At 63.4% G+C, this 18,103-nt stretch carries 6 protein-coding genes and 4 pseudogenes; 4 read left to right on the top strand and 6 right to left on the bottom strand.

What is annotated here, in order from left to right; genetic code table 11:
* Positions 1-5 precede the first annotated feature (5 nt).
* Positions 6-6,437: a non-ribosomal peptide synthetase gene (locus NTD86_RS22075; protein WP_262205447.1), complete on the bottom strand. Its 6,432-nt coding sequence runs from the start codon at positions 6,435-6,437 to the stop codon at positions 6-8.
* Positions 6,438-6,739: 302 nt separating this feature from the next.
* Here NTD86_RS22075 and NTD86_RS22070 point away from each other — a divergent pair, with 302 nt between their 5' ends.
* Genes NTD86_RS22070 through NTD86_RS22060 form a run of 3 tightly spaced genes read left to right on the top strand, consistent with a single transcriptional unit; the run spans position 6,740 to position 12,890 of the window.
* Positions 6,740-7,624 (top strand): ABC transporter ATP-binding protein, encoded by an 885-nt coding sequence (locus tag NTD86_RS22070; RefSeq protein WP_262205446.1) that lies wholly within the window; start codon positions 6,740-6,742, stop codon positions 7,622-7,624.
* Positions 7,621-10,710: an ABC transporter permease gene (locus NTD86_RS22065; RefSeq protein ID WP_262205445.1), complete on the top strand. Its 3,090-nt coding sequence runs from the start codon at positions 7,621-7,623 to the stop codon at positions 10,708-10,710. Before NTD86_RS22070 ends, NTD86_RS22065 begins: the two co-directional genes overlap by 4 nt.
* A 32-nt stretch (positions 10,711-10,742) precedes the next feature.
* Positions 10,743-12,890 carry a TonB-dependent receptor gene (locus tag NTD86_RS22060; RefSeq protein ID WP_262205443.1) on the top strand — a complete coding sequence of 716 codons (2,148 nt, stop codon included), beginning with the start codon at positions 10,743-10,745 and terminating at the stop codon, positions 12,888-12,890.
* A gap of 27 nt (positions 12,891-12,917) precedes the next feature.
* On the opposite strand, the gene NTD86_RS22055 is transcribed toward NTD86_RS22060, so the two are convergent.
* The gene (locus NTD86_RS22055) at positions 12,918-14,957 is read right to left on the bottom strand and encodes a TonB-dependent receptor (protein WP_262205441.1); all 2,040 of its coding nucleotides are present in this window, start codon (positions 14,955-14,957) and stop codon (positions 12,918-12,920) included.
* 244 nt (positions 14,958-15,201) lie between these two features.
* Here NTD86_RS22055 and NTD86_RS22050 point away from each other — a divergent pair, with 244 nt between their 5' ends.
* Positions 15,202-16,191 (top strand): helix-turn-helix domain-containing protein, encoded by a 990-nt coding sequence (locus tag NTD86_RS22050; protein WP_262205440.1) that lies wholly within the window; start codon positions 15,202-15,204, stop codon positions 16,189-16,191.
* A 67-nt stretch (positions 16,192-16,258) separates the two neighbouring features.
* Here the strand turns inward: NTD86_RS22050 and NTD86_RS22045 are convergent.
* The 4 pseudogenes from NTD86_RS22045 to NTD86_RS22030 all read right to left on the bottom strand — a co-directional run.
* Positions 16,259-16,896, bottom strand: a pseudogene (locus NTD86_RS22045) (DNA topoisomerase); the annotation flags it as partial.
* A 226-nt stretch (positions 16,897-17,122) separates the two neighbouring features.
* Positions 17,123-17,509 (bottom strand): annotated as a pseudogene (locus tag NTD86_RS22040) (single-stranded DNA-binding protein); the annotation flags it as partial.
* Positions 17,508-17,712 (bottom strand): annotated as a pseudogene (locus NTD86_RS22035) (DUF3158 family protein); the annotation flags it as partial. The pseudogenes NTD86_RS22035 and NTD86_RS22040, both read right to left, overlap by 2 nt.
* Positions 17,709-17,993, bottom strand: a pseudogene (locus tag NTD86_RS22030) (AcaB family transcriptional regulator); the annotation flags it as partial. The pseudogenes NTD86_RS22035 and NTD86_RS22030, both read right to left, overlap by 4 nt.
* Positions 17,994-18,103: the final 110 nt, after the last annotated feature.

Below are 18,103 nucleotides of genomic sequence, written 5' to 3'. Positions count from 1 at the left end.
GGGCATCAGATAACGCCTTCTTCAACGGTATGCGGGGCGGGCTGGCGCTCGAGGGTCTGTGCTACTTCCATCAGGGTGGCGGCGCCGAACAACTGGCCCATGGGCAGTTCCAGGCCGAGGCGGGTGCGCAGCATTTCGAGAAAACGCGTGGCCAGCAGGCTGTCGCCGCCGAGGCGGAAAAAGTTGTCGTGGCGCGACACGCTCGGCACGTTGAGCAATTGCTGCCAGAGCTCGGCGATCCTCTGTTCGCCGGGGCTCAGTGGTTGTTCGTCCATGGGAGGGCGTGGCTGGGCAGCGGCGGCCAACGGGGCTAGCAGCGCCCGGCGATCGACCTTGCCGTTGCTGCTCAGAGGCAGGCTTTCCAGCACCAGGATCTGTTCCGGGCGCATATACGCCGGCAGGCACTGCTCCAGGTGCTGCGCCAGGACCTCGGCGCAGGTGCTGGCGGTCACTGCGGCCATCAGCCGGTTGTCCGCGACCAGCGCCACGGCGCTATTCACGCAAGGGTGACGAGCCAGGGCGGCTTCGATTTCGCCCAGCTCGATGCGATGGCCACGGATTTTCACCTGGCTGTCGGCGCGCCCGAGGAATTCCAGCAGGCCGTCGGGGTGGTAGCGACCAAGGTCGCCGGTGCGGTACCAACCGTCGACAAAGCGTTCGGCATTCAACTGTGGCGCATGCCGGTAGCCGCGGGCGACACCGGCCCCGCCAATCCACAGTTCCCCCGTGACCCAGTCCGGACAGTCGCGGCCCAGGGCATCGACCACCCGGTAGGCCTGGTTGGCCAACGGTACGCCGTAGGGGATCGAACGCCAGCCTGGCAAGGCTTGCCGCACCTCGAAGTGGTTAGACCAGATCGCCGCTTCGGTGGCGCCGCCGAGGGCGATAAAGCGGCAGCCCGGCGCCTGCAGTTGCAGGCGCTGCGGCAGGTCGAGGCCAATCCAGTCGCCCGACAGCAACGCTACCTTCAGTGCCAGTGGCTGACGGTCATGGGTGTTGGCCTCCAGCAGCATGTCGAGCAGGGCTGGCACGCTGTTCCACAGGGTCACGCGATGTTGTTGCAGCGCCTGGAGCCAGGCCCGTGCATCGCGGCGCTGGTCTTCGTCGATCAACACCAGGGCACCGCCCACCGACAGCAGGCCGAACAGGTCGTACACTGACAGGTCGAAGTCCAGCGCAGACAAGGCCAGGCCACGGTCGGTGGCGTCGATGCCGTAGGCGCGGTTGATTTCGGCCACGGTGTTCATCGCCGCGCGGTGGGTGACTTCCACGCCCTTGGGCTGGCCGGTGGAGCCCGAGGTATAGATCACATAAGCCAGCCCACTTGCCACAACGGTCTGAGGCGCCGACAACGGTTCGGCCTTCTGCGCGTGAGACGGCTTGAGGTGTTTGACACCGGGCAGTTGCGGGTCGTGCTCGGCGAGTATCAGGGGCACACCGGCCTGTTGCAGGATGCGCTGGCAGCGCTGCAACGGTTGGTCCACACCCACCGGCAGGTACGCAGCCCCCGCCGCCAGAATGCCCAGTACACTGGCGATCTGTTGCGGTCCCTTGGCCAGGGAAACAGCCACGAGGTCGCCCGGCGCGACGCCGGCGTCCATCAGGCTGCGCGCGATACGCAGCGCCCGGTCGGCCAGTTCGCCATAGCGCAGCGTACCGTGTTCACCCCACAACAGCGCCGGGCGTTGTGGGGCCTGGCGCGCCTGTTCGAAGAACCCCTGGTGCAGCGTCGGGTCCCCCGGCACGCTCGGGCCAGGAGCATTGAGCTGGGCGCGCAACTGCGCCTGGGTCTGCGGTAGCAGGTCGGGCGGGGCGCTGTCCCAGGCTTGTTCGGCCAACCCGTTCAGGCTGTGCAGGTAGGCGTCGAACATGGCTTCGACCAGGCCTTCGGGAAACAGCCCGATCACGCGGTCCCAGTTCAAGGCGATACCGCCGTCGGCTTCCACCACCTGGTGGTCGAGCCACACTTGCGGGGTCTGGGTCAGGCCGAAGACCTGGTGGGCGAACGGCCCATTCTCCGGCGCGGCCGTGCCATCCGGCACCCCCAGCGCACTGGTGAACACCACCGGCATGCTCACCTGTTGCTCGCCATTGCCCCGTGCCAGTTGGCGCAGCAGGCTGACCGAGCCGAGGCAACGATGCTCCAGCGCTTCGCCCAGGGTCTGCTGGGTGCGCCGTGCGCGGTCGATCCAGCGTTCGCCGGGTTGAGGCGCATAGCCAAACAGGGTCAGGGAGGTGAAGTCGCCCATCACTTGATCGATCTGCGGGTGCAAGGGGCGACGGTCGAACAGCGTGAGGTTAAGGCTCAGGTCCGGGCGTGTGCTCCAACGGCCGAGGGTTTCGGCAAATGCGCAGAGCAGCACCGCCGATGCGGTCAGGCCATGCTGCTGGGCCTTGGCCAGGATCGCCTGCCAGGCGTCGGCACCGATTTGTCCTTGCAGGCGTTCGAAGCGTGGCTGGCCCAGGCTGGCCGGGTCGGCCGCGAGGGGCAGTTGCGGGTGGGGCGGCAATTCGGGCAGGCGTTCCTGCCAGAAGCGTTGCGCGGCTTCCCGTTCGGCCGGATCTGCGGCGGACTGCAATTGGTAGTCGCGAAACGACAACTCCAGCGGCGCCTGCGTCAGTGCAGGGTCGCGGTACAGGGCGTCGAGTTCGGCGTAGAAGCGCAGGATGCTCAGGGCATCCAGAATCAGGTTGTCCAGGCTGATCGCCAGCCGCGTGTGCCGGCCATGGGACACGGCCTGCACATCGAACAGCGGCCACCGGCCCGGATCGAACACGCGATGGGCGCAGTGTTCTCGCAAATCGTCGAGGCTGGCGTGATCCTGGCCGATCACAAAGGCCGGTACCTGTTGCAGGATGCGCGCCTGACCCTGTTGATCGAACACCGCGCGAAGCATTTCGTGGCGCTCGATCAAGCGATGCAATGCGCTTTGCAAGCGCGGCAGGTCAAGGTCTTCGACATCGTATTCGCGATAGAAGTGGCAGCTCACGCCACCCAGCACCAGGCTCGGGTCGCGGCCCAGCCAGTAGGCCTGTTGCACCTCGGTCATGGGAAAGGGCGCATGGCGCCGCGGCAGGTCGGGTACGACAGTGCGCCGGGGTTCGGCCTGGGCCTGTTGATGCAGGTCGGCACAGAACTGCGCCAGCACCGGTTTGGCAAACACCTGGGCGATGCGTGCGCCGCTCAGCCCGTGTTCGGCGAGCAGGCGCACCAAGCGCGTGGCGCTCAGGGAGTCGCCGCCCAGGGCAAAGAAGTTATGTTCACGGCAAACCTCGCCGCAGCCCAGCAACTGCTGCCAGGCGCTCGCCACTTGTTGTTCGATGGCGTCGCAGGGTGGCGACAGGTCTTTTGGCCGGGTGATGCTGTTGGCGGCCAGCCAGCCGGTCAACGCCTTGCGATCGACCTTGCCATTGCCGGTCAAGGGCAGCTGTGCGCAGCCCAGGATAAGGGCCGGAATCATATAGGCCGGCAGGCGTTCGGCCAGGTGTCGGGTCAGCTCCGGCAGGTTGACAGGCGTAGGGGTTGCGAGGCCGTCCACCAGGCGCACCACCGCAGCCAATTTTGGGCCGGCGAGCAGCGCCACGGCGTGTTCGATGCCGGGCCAGGCGACCAGGGCATTTTCGATTTCCCCGGCTTCGATGCGGTAGCCGTGCAGTTTGAGTTGGAAGTCGGTACGCCCGAGGAATTCGACGTTGCCGTCGGGGTGATAGCGCGCACTGTCGCCGGTGCGATACCACCGCAGGCCCTGGTATTCGACAAAGCGCTCGGTGCTGTGCGCTCGGTCGCCGCGATAGCCCTCGGCAACGCCGGCGCCGCCAATCCACAGTTCACCGGCGACCCAGTCCGGGCAGTCATGGCCGTGGTGATCGACGATGCGCAGGCTGACATTGTCCAGCGGCTTGCCATAGGGCATGCAGTGCCAGTGCAGCGGCTGGCCGGGAAGCACTTCGAACAACGTCGAATGAATCGCGGTTTCGGTGGCGCCGCCCAGGGCCATGAAGCGGCAACCGGGTGCTTGGGCCCAAAGGCGTGGTGCCAGTTCCGGGGCGACTTTGTCACCGCCCAGCAACACAGCGCGCAGGGGCAGGCGGGCGTCGTCGGGCGCGCAACCGAGCAGCATGTCGAGCAGCGCTGGCACGCAATTGAGCACGCTGGCGCGGTACTGCAAGGCCAGTTCACGCCAGCGTGCGGCATCCCGCTGCGCCTCTTGCTCGATGCCGATCACTGCCGCGCCAGTGGACAGCGCGGCAAACAGATCGAATACCGACAAGTCGAACTCCAGCGCGGAGAGCGCGAGGATGCGGTCATCGCTGTCCAGGTGCAGGCGCCGTTGCAGGTCTTCCAGGGTGTTGGCGGCCGCCAGGTGGCTGATTTCCACGCCCTTGGGTTCGCCAGTGGAGCCTGAGGTATAGAGGATATAGGCCAGGTCGCTGATGTCGCCGGGCCGGGGTGCTTCCAGTGTGGCGCCCGAGGCGGGCAGAGTCCTGAGCAGCAAGCGTGCGCCTGACGCCTCACAGATTTTCTGGCAGCGTGCTTCGGGCTGGTCGATGCCGATCGGCAGGTAAGTGGCGCTGCAGGCGAGGATGCCCAGCGCCGCGATGACCTGCTCGGGGCCTTTGGGCAGTTGCAGCGCCACCACATCGCCGCGGTGGATGCCTTGGTCTTCCAGATACGCGGCCGTTTGCAGGGCACGCTCGGCCAGCTCGCCATAGCAGACGACCTGATGGTTGCCATGCAGCAGCGCGGGCAAGGTGGGCGTCAGGCGCGCCTGGGCAAAAAACGCTTCGTGCATGCGCTTGACGGGCAGGGGGGCACGCTGGCCCTGCGCGGTTTGGCGTGCCGCTAGTTGCTCGGCGGGGATCAGCGCAGGCGGTACCTGGTGCCAGGCGGCTGGCTCAAAACACAGGCGTTGCAACAGGCCGGTATAGGCCTCGAACAAGCCATCCAGCACACCGTCGGCGAACAGCCCTTCACGCGCATCAAGGTTGACGAGGATGCCGCCGTCCAGCTCGGTGACTTGCGCATCGAGCCACACCTGCGGGCCTTGGGAAATGATCCACGCCGGCTGGCCGAAACTGGCCTGCACGCCCTCGGCGAACAGCTCTCCCAGGCCCAGCGCGCTGGTGTACACCACGGGTGCCAGCATTTGCTCACCGCGTTGCCGGGACAGTTCGCGCAATACCTCCAGGCCGGAAAACGCACTGTGCGCTACATCGCTGTGGAAGCGGCGTTGCAGGGCCGTGGCGCGCGCGGCAAACGTGCCGGGGACCCGTCCGTCCCAGGCTAGCAGGATCGATGAGGTGAAATCCCCGACCAGGCGATCGACGTCGGCATGCAGCGGTGTGCGGTTGAACAGCGGCAGGTTGAGCAACAACTCGGGTGTGTCGCACCAGGTGCCGAGGGCTTCACTGAACACCGACGCCAACGCCATGGCCGGTGTGAGCCCGTGCTCCCGCGCATGGCGTTCGAACGCCTGGCGCTCGGACGGCGGAAACCAATGGTGACGACGGCGGACCTGGCGGTCGTCGCCCTGGGGCTTGATCGGCAGGCTCGGTGCACCGGGCAATTGGTCGAGGCGGTTTAACCAGTAGTCGCGCGCCTGTTGGTGGCGATCACGCTGCTCGGTGCTGGCCTGTTCCTGGCGCAGGTCGGCCAGGTAGTGGGCAAAGCTGTAGTCCAGCGCGGGCAGGGGTTGTTGGTGGTACAACTGCACCAGATCGCCGAGCAGGGTGCGCAGGCTCAGGGCATCGGCGGCGAGCATGTCGAGGTTCAGGTGCAGGCGCGTGCCAGCAGGCAACAGCGATAGTTGGATATCCAGCACCTGGCCTTGTTCCACGGCCAACTGACGGTGGGACAGCTCGGTGCGCAAGGCCGCCAACCGTTGCTGCACCTGTTCAGCACTGGCCTGGCGCAGATCATGAACCGTCAGCCCGGGCCAGGGGCTGTGCGCGAGGATCTGCTGGCGACCGTCATCGAGAAACTGCACACGCAACATCGGGTGCCGCGCCAGCAGGGCACGCACGGCAGCCTCCAACTGTCTCGGGTCAACGTCGTGGCCATCGAACTCGTTATAGAAGTGCGCGGCTACGCCACCCAACTGTTGGCCGGGCGCGCGACCGATCCAGTAGGCGTGCTGCATCGGCGCCAGTTCGAACGGCAAGCCGTCGTCGGTATAGGTGCTGACAGGCGCAGGGGCTGTGGGTGCTGTATCAAGCAGGACCAGCCAGGCACACAGGCGTGGGTCCGCCACCAGGTCGGCGAAACGCGCGGCCAGGCCCTGACGCCGCCATTGGCCGGCGAGGCGGATCAGGGTTACGGAATCCAGCCCCCATTCGATCAGGTTGGCCTCCAGGGGCATCTGGTCGGCGGGCAGTTCAAGGGCGTCGGACAAGGATTGGCGCAGCAGTGTTGCGGTTGAGGTGCTGGGAGTGGCCATGGCTCAACGTCTTCTCATCGCTAGGGCCCGGGCCGGGGTTGGCCCAGGCGCTGGGGGCAGGCAAATGCATGGGGAAAGATAGTAGTCATTCTCATTTCAGTGACTACCCGGATCGAATCGTTTTTGCCCCACATCCGCTTGCCGCTCGCGGGTTACAGCGGTGCAGCGGTTGGGCGTAACACTGATCGGCCGCAGGATGCGGTTGGAAAATGACTTGAATCGGGTAGAGCCCCGCCCGCGCCCTTGACTATCGTCGTTCGCCGCCCTCTTGCAGGGCCTGTGTTCCTCTCATGGAGTTGCGGATGTCAGTCGATTCAGGTTTACAAGTGCGCGGCCTGTGCAAGCGCTACAACAACGGCGTCGAAGCGCTGCGCGGTGTGGACCTGAGCGTCGGTCCCGGAATGTATGGCCTGCTCGGCCCCAATGGTGCGGGCAAAAGCAGCCTGATGCGCACCCTGGCGACCCTGCAGCAGCCGGATACCGGCAGCGTTCACCTGGACGGGGTGGATGTACTGGCCGATTCCGATCATTTGCGTCGCCGCCTGGGTTACCTGCCGCAGCAATTGGGGGCCTATCCGGGGGTGAGTGCACGGGACTTGCTTGACCGTTTCGCCTGGCTCAAGGGGCGTACCGACAGCCGCCAGCGGCGCGAGGAGATTGAGGGCCTGCTGGACAAGGTCAATCTGCAGCCGGCCGCCCACCGCGCGCTCGCCACTTATTCGGGCGGTATGCTGCGCCGCTTCGGCATTGCCATGGCGCTGGTGGGTTCGCCACGTCTGTTGATCGTCGACGAACCCACGGCAGGCCTGGACCCGGCCGAGCGCAACCGTTTTCATCGGGTGCTGGCCGATGTGGCTGCCGAGTCCATCGTGTTGCTCTCGACTCATATCGTGGAAGACGTCGAGAACCTATGCAGCCGCCTGGCGGTGTTGGCCGGTGGGCAGATTATTGTCGAAGGTCGCCCCACGGAGTTGCTGGGTGCCGAGCAGGGTCGGCTGTGGGAGGCGTCGTTTGCCCGTGGCGAATCGCTGCCCGAGGCCTTGCATGTGGCGGCAAGCCCCGAAGGCAGCCGCGTCATCGTGCACGGCGAGCGTCCCGCCGACCCACGTTTCACACCCCATGCCCCGCGCCTGGAAGATATTTATTACCTGGCGCTGGCCCAGGCCGGTGAGGCGGTCGACGCATGAATACCTTCGCTCTCCTGATGCGCGAGGCCTGGGTGGAAGTACGCGCCGGGCTGCGCAGCGGCATTCCCTTGCTGGTGTTTCTCGGCCTGACGGGCTACCTGTTGATGTCCCTGACCAACGCCGACTACGTGCAGAAAATGGGCGCCAGCGATATCGCCCGCAATGCACCGAGCCTGATTTACCTGATGTCGTGCGGCTGTATGTTCTTTCTGTTTTTCGCCTGGGCCTGGGTCTTTGCTCAACCGGCCTTGCGCGACCGCAAGGCACAGTTGGAAGAGGTGTTGCTGGCCTTGCCGCTGTCGCTGCCGACCCTGTTGTGGGGGCGCTTTATCGGCGCGTCGCTGGTGGGTGGATTGCTCGCAAGTTCGTTGATTGTCGGGTTCCTGGTGAGCCCGGTGCTGGGCTGGCTCGGCTGGGTGCCGGCAGCCAGTATCGGTGCGCCAATGTGGTCGGCGCTGGGGTTTGCCTGGGTGGCCTTGCTGTTGCCGGTGAGCACCGGTATCGGCGCGTTGTATTACCTGCTGGCCTTGCGCAGCCGTGGCCTGGCCGCGCCGTTTGGCTTGGCGACGGTGTTGATGTTGCTGTGGATGTTCGCGGTAGTGGTACTCAAGGGCGGGGATATCAACCCGCTGCTGGCGGCCAGCCTCGATCCCTCCCTGTTTACCTTTGCCCATACTCAGGTCGAGATCTGGACTGCCGCCCAAAAGTCCCAGTCGCTGCTGGCATTAACGCCGGGTTTCTGGCTCAACCGCGTGCTCTGGTGCGTGTTGCCCTTGCTGTTGTTGGCCGTCGTATTGGCCCGCACCAGCCGTCAGGGCTTGATGGGCCGGCGCAGCGGCGCGGTGCTGGCTGAACCGCCGATGCTGTTGGCGAGCAGCGTGCGCTTGCCGGGCCCTTTATCCGCCAACCACTGGCCGCAGGCGTTGTGGCGTGAGGCCTGCTGGCAAGTGCGGCAGCTGTTCGCGCGACGGATCTGGTGGATAGCCCTGGGGTTGCTGCTGGTGATGGGGGTGCTCAGCGGGTTTGTCCACGGCGTATGGCATGCGCGTGGGCCGATGGTGCCACGGGCGGACTTGACCCTGCCGTTGTTGTCGAGCGCGTTGTTCCTGGTGATCGCCTTTATCGTCGCGGCGCTGGTGGGATTGGTGTGCCGACGGGATGACGTCGAAGGCCTGGGCGCCATGTTGCAGGCAACCCCAGCACCGGCGTGGCTGCGTTTGTTGGGGCGGGTGGCCTGTGTGTTGATGGCGACATTGGCCCTGGCGCTGGTGCCGGGTGTTGCCAGCCTGCTGATCAGCGCGATTGCCGCGCCCGACAGCCTGGCGCCGGGCTTTGTGCTGATCTACCAGGCGCTGGTGTTCGCGCCGCCACTGCTGGAACTGGCGATGCTCACGGTGCTGGTGCACGCGTTGATTCGTCGTTCGGGGCTGGCCTATGCCACGTCGATGCTGCTGACGTTTTTCCTGGTGCTCAACCATGAGTTGGGACTGGTCAGTTACCCCGCCTATGAAATGGCCATTCCGGCCCATGTATCGTTGTCGCAGCTCGTCGGTTGGGCGCCCTGGTTGCCTTATCTCGCGACCTTGGCGGGCTGGAAGCTCGCGGGATGCCTGGTGCTGCTCGCGGTGGCGGCACTCGTCTTGCCTCGTGGTCCGGAGCGCCGCCGTTTCGCGGATCTGCGTCGAGGCTTGCTGGGGCTTCCCGGTGTACTGTTGGCCCTGGGAGCCTTGGGCCTGCTGGGCAGTGGCAACCTGTTGCATCGGCATCTGGTGGAGCAGGGGAGTTACCAGTCCGTGGCCGAGGAACGTGCCGAAAGCGCCGACTGGGAACAGCGCTGGCTGGCGGGGGCGAGTGCCTGGCAGGTGGCGGGTGGGCGTTTGCAGTTGCGGGTCGATTCCACGGCGCGACATGTCGAGGGGCAGTGGACGCTGGAGGCCGTGGTCGCTACCCATCTGGATGCCGAGTTACCGCCAGGTTTGCAAATAACGGAGGTGAGCGTACTGGGGCAGCCGGTCACGTTTGAACAGGCGACCGAGCATTTGCGTGTGCCCTTGGCTGAATGCGTGGCGAGCGGTTGCAGCGTGCAACTGAACTGGACCGTGAGCGCCAGCGGCTGGCCCTCTGAAGGCGAGGCGTTCTGGCTGGGCCCGCAAGGCGTCTGGCTGGAAGCCCGCCGGGTGGTGCCGCGCCTGGGCCTGGACAGCGAGCGGTTGTTGCGCGCGCCGGTGCAACGCAGCGAAGCCGGTTTGACGCCTGAGGTGCCGGGATTGCCGGCGGGCGCGGCAGTCGCCGTGGATGCGGTGGCTCCGGCGGGGGCCTGGCAGTGGCAGATAGAGGTCGATGGGCAGGCGTCCAGCGGCCAGACTGCGGGTCCACTGGACTTCGCCTATCACGGCGCCTCAACGCAAAACTTCGACGGCGTGCAGGTACTTGCGGATGCCAGTCGCCAGCCAACCGCCCGTGAAGTGCGCGAAGACCTGGACGTCATGGCTGCCTGCGTGGCGCGGCGCCTGGGCAGCAGCCCCACGGTCGAGCAACTGAGCCAGTGGCCGACCGGCATGGGGGGCAGTCGCCTGAGTCACGGTCATCTGTTGCTTAGCCAGGCGCCGGATTGGGACGTGGCGCAGGCGGGTGTCGGGCGCTGGGCACGCCGCGCGCATATCGCCGAACTGCTCGCTCGCCGGGTGTTGATCGATGCCAGCGACCTGCACCGGACCCCTGGTTACCTGGGGTTGAGCCAGGGCGTGGCGGGTGCGATCGGCTTGTTGTGTGTCGACGATGCCGATGGCCCTGACGCCCGCTCGGCGTTGGTGAAACTCCAGGCCGATGATTTGACTCGCGCCCTGGGCAATGACGGCGAGCCCGTCGGCACCCTGTCCGATGCTCGAGAGCAGGGTTGGGCCGAGCACTATGCACCGCTGGTCAGCCTGGATTGGGTGGCCGGACAAACCCCTGAGCAACTGTCGGCGATGACCGCTGCCATCCGAAACGGCCAGGGATGGCCTGCCGCGATCCAGGATCTGCTGGGTGCACCTTCCGATCACGCGATCGCGGCAGCGCTCAAGCGCTGGGGGCCTGCGCAATGAATTCGAACCATCCCTGTTTTTTGGAGCTTGCCATGTCATCTGTACTGTTTATCCAGCCGCTGCGCCGCCCCCTTGGCTGGCGGGCCAATATATTGACCCAAGCGATGGCGCTGACCTTGTCCAGCCAGATGTGTACGGCCTATGCTGCTGACTATCAACCGGCGGCCAATCCGAACACCATCGAATTGGCACCGCTGACAGTCAGCGCCCGGTTGAACCAGGAAAGCGCCAAGGACATCCCCTTCGGCCTGTCGGTGATCGACGGGAAAGCCCTAGAGACCCGGCGTTTGCGCACTCTGGAGGATGCATTACGCACCACGCCTGGGGTGGACGTGAACTCCTGGGGCGGCGCCAATGACGCCAACGTGCGTATCCGTGGCGTCGGTTCGCTGAACCAGATGAGCATGGATGACGGCTCGGTGGTGTTGAATGTGGACGGGGTGCCGATGTCGGTGCGCAACGCGGCGATGGCCACCCTCGACGTGCAGCAGGTGGAGGTGCTCAAGGGCCCCCAAGGCACGCTGCTGGGGCGCAACAGCGAGGCGGGGGCGATCAACGTCACCACGCGCAAGCCGACCCGCGAGCTGGAAGGCTATGTGCGTGGCGAGGTCGGCAACCAGGGCCAGTTCATGACCGAAGGTGCCCTGGGCGGGCCGTTGACGGATTCCCTGGCGGGGCGTATCGCCGTGCGCCGCAGCGGCTTTGATAACTGGGTCGATGACCAGCAGGACGGCGATCCGCTGACCAAACCTCGCGACCTGGCTCTGCGTGGCAGCCTGCTGTGGGACAACGACCAGGGCACCACGGGCCTGCTGACTGCCGAGCGCCAACGTGCCGAACACTACGCCGGCCTGGAGATTCTGCGTCCGTTTGGCAACCGCCCCAGCCTGGACTACGCGCCTGGCACGTTCGATGGCAACCAGAAGACCAACGAACGCTATTCCTTCGAGCTCAACCATGACTTGGCGCAATCGCGGATTACCTCGATCAGCGCCTACACCAGCACAGATTTCAATGCGGTCAAGGGTTACGATCGCAACATCACCCGCGCGTTGTACGGCTCACCGTTCGAGTACCTGATCGAAGACTCGGCCCACGAGCGGGTATGGAGCCAGGACCTGCGCCTGGGTTCCCTGGCGGATGCCGATGTGTTCTGGGTGACTGGGGTGAACCTGTCGCGCTCCGAGCGCAGTTTCGACTCCGACAACTTCACCAGCGGCGCGCAACAGATGCGTGATTTCAGCACCAACAGTTATGCCGCCTATGGTGAGGTAACGTACCCGATTGCCGAAGATTGGAAACTCACCACCGGCCTGCGCCACACCTGGGACCGCAAGACCTATGGCGCCGACTATTCAAGTGGCGGCAATGTGGTCAGTGACAGTCGGCGATTGCAGGACAACTACAGCACCGGGCGCGTGGCGTTGAACTACGCGTTGACGCCACAGACCAATGTGTATGCGGTGTTGTCGCGGGGCTACAAGTCGTCAGGGTTCAACGATTACGCCACATCGATCAAGGACAGCGAGCCCTACAAGGCGGCCAAGGTGAATTCCGCCGAACTCGGCTTCAAGCATGAAAGCGCCGACGGTGCGCTGAGCCTGGAAGGGGCGCTGTTCATGACCCGTGTACAGGATGACCACTTGCTCGGTTATGACTTCAACACCCTGGCGGTCAGCGCGGTGAATGCCGATACCCGCAGCAAGGGCGCCGAGCTGTCGAGCACCTGGCACGTCACCGAAGAACTGACCCTGGGCAGTGCCGTGAGCTACACCAATGCGGTAGTTACCTCGGATGCGCCAGGCGTGTCCGGCGGTGATGTGGCAGCAGGCAGCCGGGTGCCGGACGTGCCGTTGTGGAGTGGCAATTTCAGCGTAGCCTGGCAGAAAAACCTGGGTTCGTTGCTGGGGCTGCCAGCGCCACGCCTGAATACCTTGCTCAATTACCGACTGCAGAAAAACCGTCCGGCCGATCCGCAGAATCACTATGACCTCAAGGGCTACGCCAAGCTGGATCTGCACCTGGGCCTGGAAAGCGGTGGTTCGGAAGTCTACCTGTGGGGCGATAACCTGCTGGATGCGCGCTATGACCTGTACGGCTCGTACTCTACTGATCAGGTGCTGACCGGCATGCCGGCTCGCGGGCGCTCGGCGGGCGTGGGGTACAGCTACTCGTTTTGAGTATTCCCCAGGCCCGATCACATGCATTCAGAATTGATAGGTGTAGCCTACCCCCAAGGTGCGCCGGCGTGCGGGAGCACCGTAGGCCACCGGGTCGCTGTAGAAACCATAGGTGTCGTAGGTCTGGTTCAGTAGGTTGTCGGCGAAGACATACACTTCGCCGAATTTGCTTTCCAGGCCTGCGCGCAGGTCGAGTTTCTCGTAGTTGTCCAGGTTGAAGTGGTTCTGCGGGTCGGCTGCACGCTCGCCCACTAGGTGGTAGTTGAGGCTGGTGTTGAGGGTGGTTTCGCCCAGGCTGGCGACCGTGCCCAGCGGGTGTTTCCAGGTTGCGTTGAAGTTGCCGCTCCAGCGCGGAACGTCCGGGGTGGTGTTACCAGCGACGACATCACCGGCCTGGATGCCCTGCACGCCACTGGTGATCTTCGCGTCAAGGTAAGTGGCGCTGGCGGCCAGGGTCAGGCCGTAGTCGAAGCGCCAGGTGCCTTCCAGTTCGGCGCCACGGGTGCGGGTGTCGGCGTTGAAGGCATTGGTGGCGAAGGTCGCGGCGTCGTAGCCCAACAGGTGATCGTCGTGCACGCGGGTGAAGAATAACGCACCGTTCAAGCTGCCGCGACGATCCTCGGTTTCACTTTTGAAGCCCAGTTCGGCCGCTTTGCTGACGGCTGCCTTGTAGGGTTCGCTGTCGCTGACCTGCGATGCATAATCATTGAACCCACCGGATTTATACCCCCGTGCCAGTTGCACGTAGACGTTGGTTTGCGCAGTGAGGGCATAGCTCAGCGCGGCGCGGCCGGTGCTGTAGTGGTCGGTCAGCTTGCGCGAGTCTTGCACCGCGCTGGCGCCTGAGAAGTATTGGCCGTCGTAGGTTTTGCGATCCCAGGAATGGCGGTAGCCAGTGGTGAGTTTCAGGCGCTCGGTGAGGGGGAAGGTGATTTCGCCGTATCCTGCGTAGGTGGTGGTGGTGAAGTCGCGGAATTTGGCGCCGGAGGTACCGTAGGTGTTGCGCGGGGTGTCGTAGCTGCGCTCGTTGCGGCTGGCGGCCACGCCCGCGACCCAGAACACCTCGGAGTCGGGCAGCGAACTCAGGTGCAGGTCCTGGCTCCAACTGCGCTCGAAAGATTTGTCCACTACCCAGAATTCGCTGGGAGTGCCGTACAGGGCGCCCATCAGTTTGCTGTCGTAGGCGATCAGGCCTTCGAAGTCGGCAGTGGAGGTGGCGGTGGTGGACGTCAGGCGACTGTTGGCGAAATCGTGATCGACCTTGAGGGTGTAGCGCTCGGTGGTCTTGTAGTTGTCGTCGAACAGGCCGGGGGTCAAGTCCAGGCTAGGGTCGCTGCCGTAGGGGCGCAGTACCAGGGAGTTGGTGGCGCGTTTGGTTTTCTGTCGTTCGGCGCTGACCAGCACGTGGGTGTCATCGTTGAGGTCCCAGAGCAGGCTGCCACGGTAGGCTTCATTGCGCGGCTTGTTGATGGGGTGGTTAGTCTGGTCGTTGTCGATCCAGCTGTCGTAACCGGCACGGCGTACCGCCAGGCGTCCGCTGAGGCTGTCACTGAGTGGCCCGCCGATGGCGCCTTCGGTGAGGAACTGGCCTTCCTGGCCTATTTCGCCGCGCACATAACCTTCCAGCTCGCGGGTCGGTTGGCGGGTGGTGATGTTCACCGCCCCCGCTTGGCCAATCGCCCCGGATAATGTGCCCTGGGGACCCTTGAGCACTTCGATGCGGTCGACGTCGAGAGTGCCGAAACCGAGGCTGCGTGACGACACCGGCACGCCATCGATATTGAACGCCACCGAGCTGTCATCCATCGACATCTGGTACAGCGAACCGACGCCACGGATCAGCACATTGAAGTCATTCGGCCCTCCGGATGAGTTTACGTTGACCCCGGGCGTATTGCGTAGGGCACTTTCCAGTGTGTCGAGGCGCTGAGTACGCAGTTGCTCGCCACTGATCACGCTGAGGCTGATGGGCAACTCCTTGGGGTCTTCCTGCTCCATGCGTGCGGTCACCGTCGAAGTCGGCAGTTGCATGGGGTCGCTGGTGGCGGCGAGCGTCGAATTGGCCAATGCCCAACTCAAAGAAATTGTTATAATATTACGTTTATAGCAAGATTGGCGGGTAGCCGTCGTGTTGCGTCGTGCAGACATGATGGGACCTTGACTGAGGATTCTGATAGGCGCGCGTTGCGGGGAGGCAGCGGCGATTTGGCGGAGCAAATATGGCGCTACAAATGCTAATAATTATCAATTGCGTAAATCCGCCCCAATGTGATCTGATTCGAGCCGTATCCGGTCAGCAAGGAGATTCAAGATGTCAGCCGTTCATGAGAGGGCAAGGGAATCAATGCCGGTCTCGCGCATTATTGCGGATGGTTACGGGAGCGAGTTAGGGCCGGGCACTCAGTGTCGGGTGACCCGAGTGACACTGCAGGACGGGCTGGACATCGTGCGCTGGCAAAGCACGTTCGAGCAGCCGATGGATATGCCGCTGCACGACGATAGCGAGCGCATTCATTTCAGCTTTACCAATCTGCTCAAGGGCAAGGCGACCTGCAGTTTCAATGACGGGCGCCGCCAACGGTGCTACACCATTGACGAGGGCTCCGGCAACATCAGTTTTGGTCGTTGCCGCCACGGCCTTTATCACCAGCACGGTGAGATCGATAACATCACCGTCATGATCCGTCCCGAGGTGTTGGTGCAGTGGGAGTTGGAGATTGATCCGACCCTGCGCAAGGCGCTGGCCTGCGATCATTGTTTCCTCGATGGCCACCGCAGCGTTGAAATGACCGCGACGGCTCATATGCTAGGCAATGCAATGGACAGAGTCCCCAGTACGTCTGTGGTGCAGCCCCGTAGCAGCTTGTGGCTGTATGGGCAGAGTGTGACCCTGGTTAGCTTGTTTCTCGAAGCGCGCCGGGAGGTGGAGTGTACGTGTAGCGTTAGTCGCGCCGACCGTCAGCGTCTGGTGCGTGCCCGGGAGCGGCTGCTGGAAGACTTGGGCAAGGCTCCGAGCCTGTCGGAACTGGCCCGGGAGGCTGGGATGAGTCAACCCAAGCTGACCCGGGGTTTCCGCCAGTTGTTCTTGAACAGCGTCTACGGGGTATTCCAGCATGCGCGCATGACCCAGGCCCGCTGCCGATTGTTGACCGGTGATGAATCGGTGATGCGTATCGCCTCGGATCTGGGGTATGCCAATGCCAGCCATTTTGCGACGGCGTTTCGCAAGCAGTTCGGGATCAATCCGTCGATTCTCAAGAATGGAGGGAGGAGCAAATCATTCGGTGCTAGCGCCTCCTAAAAAGAGTTGTGTCTGAGAGTTCTGACTTCGTTTGACACATAGGCAGATGCACTGCTGATCTGACGGATACCGGAACAAAGCGGGCAATCGCACGATCCCGATCGACCATCAGACGTAAAGTGGGTGTCTGGACGCGTCCAACTGGCAATACGCCGTCGTAGCCCGCCTGCCGGCCAAGGAGGGTAAACAAACGACTCAGGTTCATACCGATCAGCCAGTCGGCACGGTTGCGGGCGAAGGCTGAGTGATAGAGCGGGAAAGTCTCCTGGCCAGATTTCAGCGAGGACAGTGCTTTGCGAATCGACGCCTCGTTGAGGGCGGACAACCAGAGGCGCTGAACGGGCCCCGATAGTGGCAGAGCTCCAACAGCTCGTGGGCAATCATTTCACCTTCGCGGTCGGCGTCGGTTGCGATGACAACACTGGAGGCTTCTTTGAGCAGGCACGTGATGACGTTGAACTGTGTTGCAGTCTTGGGTTTGACCTCGACCTTCCACTGCTCGGGAATGATCGGTAGATAATCCAACGACCAGTTCTTGTACCGAATGCCATAGGCTTCAGGTGGGGCCGTCTGCAGCAGATGGCCAATACATCAAGTGACGGTTGAGTCGGTGCCGATCAGGCAACTATCACCGCGCCGGGTGGCTCCCAGCACCTTGGTAATGTCTCGACCTTGGGAAGGTTTCTCGCAGTGGAAGAGGCGCATGAAACTGCTCCGGACTGGGCTCGGAACAGCGTTGTTGGAAACAGCAGTGACGAGATATGAGAAACCTGAATTTCAGGTTCCTCACAATAGTCGGTGAGGGCAGGTTTAAATGGTCCGAGGCTGCTACCACGCTTAAACATAGACGACAGTGTGGATCTTCACGAGCAGCGAGTAATAACAGGCCAGCAACTTCGCGCAAAGGCGCATTTTTTATGCCTGAAGTCTGTCAATCCGCAGGTGATTGCCCTCTGCGTTTCTTGGGTTTCGATGCAGGTAAACCGGCCTGCTCTGTATTTTGAGAGACCGCCGGTTCACCGGATCGTTCCCGCATGATCACGCTGTGCACGCGGTGAGGCAGGATACCGACCCGACGGGCCTCGATCTTGAACGTCACCCGCGCATTGTCTTCGCTGTCCTCCCACTCATCGTGCACGGTACGATCTTCGACCAACACACGCATGCCTTTCTGATACAGCGTGCTCCAGTGTTCAGCCTCGCGGTGCCAAAGCTCCACCGGTGCCCAATAGCCACGTCGATCTTCATAGCTGCCCTCGCGTGGCACGGGATTGTCGAAGTACACATTCAGCCGCAGCAAACGCCGTGGCTCGTCATTGTCCGGCCTGCTGCACCACAGCCTCCATCAGGCGACATAACTGCGCCTCGATTGTCCTCGCCACCTGCGCCAGGTTGCTCCAACTCCCCCTTACCCTTAAAAGGTTTTAAAAGGCCTTTTAGGGAGGCTGCGTGTTCGAGCTGTCGATAGGCATCCGGTGTCAACGCGAAGGGCATTGGTTGAGCAGGGATCATCGGATTCATGCTTCGTCCTCCGGCTCATTCACTGTCGCAGACGGCGTGCCCATGTCCTCTGCCAACGCGTCGGCGTCATCCACTGCCACCGCACCCCGGCGAGTGATTGGCGGCGCGAACTGGGAGCGGCGATGCCCCTCCAGGATGTCCATCGGGGGCAAACCCATTTTCTCGATGGCCGCAATGGCATGAGCGTTGTTCGCCGCCATGTCATCACGTGTGACGCCGGCATGCCGATAGCGCTGTGCCTGACCTAACAGGCTGCGCAGCAGATGTGCGCCATCATCGATTGATATTTGGGCGCCAATAAAACGTCATTATTTAGAGCGCCACTTGAAAAAACAAATTGGACGTATCTAGTTCGAACTCTTAAAAATTCATGTGCTTACGAACTGTACTG

It is taken from the genome of Pseudomonas sp. 7P_10.2_Bac1 (genome assembly GCF_025465935.1).
In the GTDB taxonomy this organism is placed as follows: Bacteria; Pseudomonadota; Gammaproteobacteria; order Pseudomonadales; family Pseudomonadaceae; genus Aquipseudomonas.
Note: the sequence above shows the minus strand (reverse complement) of the source record. Positions and strands in the feature narration are given on the sequence as shown.